The organism is Mycobacterium sp., from assembly GCF_035653355.1.
Taxonomy (GTDB): Bacteria; Actinomycetota; Actinomycetes; order Mycobacteriales; family Mycobacteriaceae; genus Mycobacterium.
On the sequence record NZ_DASRBZ010000559.1, the window covers coordinates 1 to 4788 of the forward strand.

Below are 4788 nucleotides of genomic sequence, written 5' to 3' on the forward strand. Positions count from 1 at the left end.
GCGGTGCCGTCGACCCCGAGAAACACTGAGGCTCCGGCGAATCCGCGCCGATACAGTAGATCGCACACTGCACGGTAGGCGGGCACCCCGACCACCCGTTCCTGACGGCCCACATAGATGGTGAGCTTGACGGCGTCGCGCTCGTCGGAGTCACCGGCCACGTCGACGTTGCCGGTTGCCAACCGGGCCCGCTCCAGAGTCACCAGCCCGCGCGCGGTCATCCCGACCACGTCGTCGACTAGGCCCGTGATCTTCGACTCCACGTCGACCGCGGCGATCGTCACCGGTGGATCCTCGGACAAACTCAGCGATTCGTCCGTGCGCAACACATGACGGGGCCCGAAGCTGCTGATACCGCGCAACATGACACTGGTTGCGACCTCACGAGCGCCGAACAGATCCAGCATCGCGTCCGCCAGGAAGCCGGGCCGCGCACCATCGGACACCGCGCGCTGGCGCTCACCGAAGTAGGTGGTCAACTTCAGGCACGGCTCGCTCATAGCCGGCTCCCGATCCACTGTCCCAGCAGCGCCGCAGCCATGCCCAGCGCGACGCTGACGACGATGTTCGCGAGTGCGGCCCAGACTTGGCGCTCCTCGGCGAGGCGCTGGGTTTCCAGCATCCACGTCGAGAACGTGGTGTAGGAGCCGATGAACGCGGTGTCAGCCAACAGGGCCGCCTGCCGACTCAACGCCAGACCGCCGACTAGCCCCAACAACGCTGCGCCGCTGACGTTTACCGTCAACGTCCCGAACGGAAACGACCGCGCCGCCCGGCGAGCCACCGCCCGGTCGACGAGGAAACGCAGCACCGAGCCGATGCCACCGACGACCATCACGCCGATCCACACTGCGACCGTCATCCGCGCACCGGCACCCGGCGCACCAGTGCGGTGGCCAGATACACCGCCAGTAGTCCCAGCCCGATACTGGCCACGCCGTAGCCGACCGCCAGCCCGTACTTGTCGTGCTCGATCATCGCCAGGATCTCGAGCTGCATAGTCGAAAACGTGGTCAGTCCACCGCACAGACCAGTGCCGAGCAGCGGGCGGCGATAGCTCGACAAAGGTAACCGCTCCAGCAACCGGGTGGTGAAGTAGCCGACCAGGAAGGCGCCGACGACGTTGGCGGTGAACGTCGGCCACGGCCAGCGCGACGGGTCGCCGGCTGCCAGGGCGGTCAGCGCAGCGCGGGCCAGCGCACCTAACGCTCCGCCGGCGAAGATCGCCCCCAACTCGCGGTAATCATGGCCTGCCACTAGGCGATTCCTTTCGTTGCCCGGGTGCGCGGAAGCACACCGCCGCGGGCCTACGACCGGACGTGGGCAGAATTGGAACCATGGTGTCTCATCCGCGTGCCGGTCAGCCGGCCCAGCCAGAAGACCTCGTCGATCTGCCGCACCTGCTGACGGCGTACTACACCATTGAACCGGACCCCGATGACGTCGCTCAGCAGGTGGTGTTCGGTACATCGGGACACCGGGGCTCAGCGCTGGACGGCGCGTTTAACGAAGCCCACATTCTGGCCATCACCCAGGCCATCGTCGAGTACCGCGCCGCCCAGGGTACGACCGGCCCGCTGTTGATCGGGCGGGACACGCACGCTCTTTCCGAGCCGGCATGGGTGTCGGCGCTGGAGGTGCTCGCCGCCAACGATGTGGTCGCCATGATCGACTCCGCCGACCGGTACACACCCACACCGGCGGTCAGCCACGCCATCTTGAACTACAACCGCGACCGCGCCGACGGCCTGGCCGACGGCATCGTTGTGACGCCGTCGCACAATCCGCCGGCAGACGGCGGCTTCAAGTACAACCCACCCAACGGCGGCCCGGCCGAGAGCGATGCCACTAACGCAATCGCCAAGCGCGCCAACGAGATTCTTCGCGGTGGCCTGTCGGAGGTGAAGCGGACACCGCTGGCTCGTGCACTGCGCACCGCGTGGCGGCACGACTACCTGGACGCCTATGTCGACGACTTGCCCAACGTGATCGATATCCGCGCGATCCGCGACGCCGGGGTGCGGATTGGCGCCGACCCGCTGGGCGGGGCCAGCGTGGATTACTGGGAGGTGATCGCTGAGCGGCACGGGCTCGACCTGACCGTGGTCAACCCGTTGGTGGATGCGACTTTTCGGTTCATGACGCTGGATAGCGACGGCAAGATCCGGATGGATTGCAGCTCGCCGGACGCGATGGCCTCGCTGATCGCCAACCGCGACTTGTACCAGGTGGCCACCGGAAACGACGCCGACGCCGACCGGCACGGCATCGTCACGCCCGACGGTGGGCTGCTGAACCCGAATCACTACCTGGCCGTGGCCATCGACTACCTCTACACCCATCGGCCGTCCTGGCCGGCCGACCTAGCTGTGGGTAAGACCGCGGTCAGCTCGTCGATCATCGACCGGGCGGTCGCCGGCATGGGCCGTACGCTGCTCGAGGTTCCGGTCGGGTTCAAATGGTTCGTCGAACCTCTTATCGGCGGCGCCATCGGTTTCGGCGGCGAGGAATCGGCGGGAGCGTCATTCTTGCGCCGCGACGGGTCGGTGTGGACCACCGACAAGGACGGCATCATCTTGGCACTGCTGGCCGCCGAGATTTTGGCCGTCACTGGGGCGACGCCGTCGCACCGTTACCGGGAACTGGCCGACAAATACGGCGAGCCGAGCTATGCCCGCATCGACGCGCCCGCCGACCGGGAGCAGAAGGCTCGCCTCGCCAAGCTTTCGGCCGAGCAGGTAAGCGCCACCGAGCTGGCCGGCGAGCCGATCACCGCGAAGCTGACCGCGGCTCCGGGAAATGGCGCGCCGCTGGGCGGGCTCAAGGTGACCACGGCCAACGCATGGTTTGCGGCTCGCCCGTCGGGTACCGAGGACGTCTACAAGGTCTACGCCGAGTCCTTCCGCGGTCCTGAGCATCTGGCCGAAGTCCAGGAGGCGGCGCAGCAGGTGGTCGACAAAGTCATCGGCTGACAGCCGTGATCAGCGGCTTTGAACGGTAGTTTCGGTTGGTGTAGCTTCGATGGGCACGACTGCACGGGGCTATGGCGCAGCTGGTAGCGCACCACACTGGCAGTGTGGGGGTCAGGGGTTCGAGTCCCCTTAGCTCCACGATTCCACGGGACGCGACCGGTACGCGTGTCAAGGTTCGCTCGGGGTACTCGCCGCCCAATGTTGCCTGCCTGTACGGCGTGGCTTTGCGGGCAACATGGTCGGGTGCGGCATGATGCGGCTCATGCCGCAGATGACCCGCCGTACCGCAGGCGCGACGCCTCCATGCGGTGGCCAAGGGCCAGCCACCCGAACTGTTGCATTCATGCCGCACATGTTGAGCCACTGGCATATTGGGCACAGGCCACCATGCTCACCCCATAATGAGCGCTAGATGACCACCATCAAGGTATTGCTCGCTGCAGCGCTGGGCGCCCTCGCGGCGAGCATGACCCTAGTGGCCAGCACTCCTGCCCACGCCGGGCCTCCGGACTGGTGTACGTCGATAACGGCCCCCGACAACCAACTCACCCCGTGTTACCGCAGCTATACGCTGGGTGAGTCGTGGGCAAGGCAGGCTTTCCTCCACGAGACCACGTCGGTGGGCAAGCGGCCCCAGGATGTCATTGGAACGGCACCGCAGGCCGCCGACTTCTGTCGGGCTGGGTTGCTGCAAGTCCCTTCCGGGCTGCGCCCCGATCAGCGCGCGTTTCTGATGGGCTGCGCTGAGGTGCTCGGCGGGCTCGCAGAATCTCACGGGATCAAATGGTGAAGGCCGAGACCCCACCCGGTCGACTTGAGCTAAAGTGAAAAGAATTGCGGCGCAGCAACTCCGCGTCATGTCGCTGGAGTAACGCACGAACCGTTTGTTGCCGCAAGTGATCCGATTGATCATGATGTGATTGGTTCCGGCGTTGAACGGTTTTCGCCATAACGACACGGTCACGACATGGTTTCGGACTGCGAAAACTTATTGCGCCGCCGCCTACTAATAGCCAGATACTTTACTTCTGCCACAAGAGTTAACTTCTGCCACACTATTCGGCCGAAATCGGCGGAACCGTACTGACGGAACTCGAAGTGGTTAGAGGAAAGGACATCTGCCATGCGCCGACCCACCGCCATCCTCTCAACCGCACGAACCGCGCTGCTGTCAGGTGTCATTTCCACCGTGGCACTGGTCGCCGGCAGTAATCCGCGCGTCCATTGCTGACGAAGCAATTCCGCAACGTTGCCGCCCTGCTGCTTTCGACTGTTCTTCTGTATATGGGATCGGGGGAGGCCTGGGCGGACGAGTCGATCGTCATAGACTTCGTGCGGCACGGGCAGTCCGTAGCCAATGCGGACGGCTTGATCGACACAGGGGTGCCCGGAACTCGGCTCACTCAGCTTGGCCAGCAACAGGCCCGCGCCGTCGCCAACGTACTCGCGCGGCAAGGCCCTTTTGCCGGCATCTTTGCATCGGAGTTGATCAGGACGCAGGAGACCGCCGCGCCGTTGACTCAACTCTTGCGGATGAACGCGCAAATATTGCCTGGTCTCAACGAAATCAATGCGGGCATTTACAACCGCTTACCGGAATTCAGCCTCGCGGGGCTTCTGTACATAGTCGGCCCAGTCGCGTGGGCGCTCGGCCTACCCTTCGTGCCGATGCTGGCCCCAGGCTCCACCGACGTTAACGGGGTGGTGTTCAAAAAGCGCTTTACCAACGCACTTCAAACCATATATAGCAATGCCCTGGCTCATCCGGTACGGGCCGCGGACGGCAAGATCACCACCGTAGCATTCTCGAGCGAAC

The 4788-nt window shown here is 64.7% G+C and carries 6 protein-coding genes and 1 tRNA gene; 4 read left to right on the plus strand and 3 right to left on the minus strand.

Translation table 11 applies throughout. The annotated features are described in order from the left end of the window. The 3 genes from VFA16_RS19130 to crcB (VFA16_RS19140) form a co-directional block, all read right to left on the minus strand. Positions 1-500, minus strand: a 500-nt coding sequence (locus tag VFA16_RS19130; RefSeq protein ID WP_324969332.1) for a DUF190 domain-containing protein, incomplete at its 3' end; no start/stop codon positions are given. After that, complete coding sequence (gene crcB / locus VFA16_RS19135) at positions 497-862, minus strand: fluoride efflux transporter CrcB (RefSeq protein WP_324969333.1); 366 nt, start codon at positions 860-862, stop codon at positions 497-499. The genes crcB (VFA16_RS19135) and VFA16_RS19130, both read right to left, overlap by 4 nt. After that, on the minus strand, positions 859-1257 hold the full coding sequence (crcB, locus tag VFA16_RS19140) for a fluoride efflux transporter CrcB (RefSeq protein ID WP_324969334.1): 399 nt from the start codon (positions 1255-1257) through the stop codon (positions 859-861). Before crcB (VFA16_RS19140) ends, crcB (VFA16_RS19135) begins: the two co-directional genes overlap by 4 nt. 80 nt (positions 1258-1337) lie before the next feature. On the opposite strand from crcB (VFA16_RS19140), the gene pgm reads away from it, so the two are divergent. The 4 genes from pgm to VFA16_RS19160 all read left to right on the plus strand — a co-directional run. After that, the gene (gene pgm, locus VFA16_RS19145; RefSeq protein ID WP_324969335.1) at positions 1338-2972 is read left to right on the plus strand and encodes a phosphoglucomutase (alpha-D-glucose-1,6-bisphosphate-dependent); all 1635 of its coding nucleotides are present in this window, start codon (positions 1338-1340) and stop codon (positions 2970-2972) included. A 65-nt stretch (positions 2973-3037) separates the two neighbouring features. Beyond that, positions 3038-3110, plus strand: a tRNA-Ala gene (locus VFA16_RS19150). Positions 3111-3384: 274 nt separating this feature from the next. Further along, the gene (locus VFA16_RS19155; RefSeq protein WP_048890871.1) at positions 3385-3762 is read left to right on the plus strand and encodes a hypothetical protein; all 378 of its coding nucleotides are present in this window, start codon (positions 3385-3387) and stop codon (positions 3760-3762) included. A 494-nt stretch (positions 3763-4256) separates the two neighbouring features. Continuing rightward, positions 4257-4788 (plus strand): histidine phosphatase family protein (locus VFA16_RS19160; RefSeq protein ID WP_324969336.1); only part of this gene is annotated, 532 nt, incomplete at its 3' end.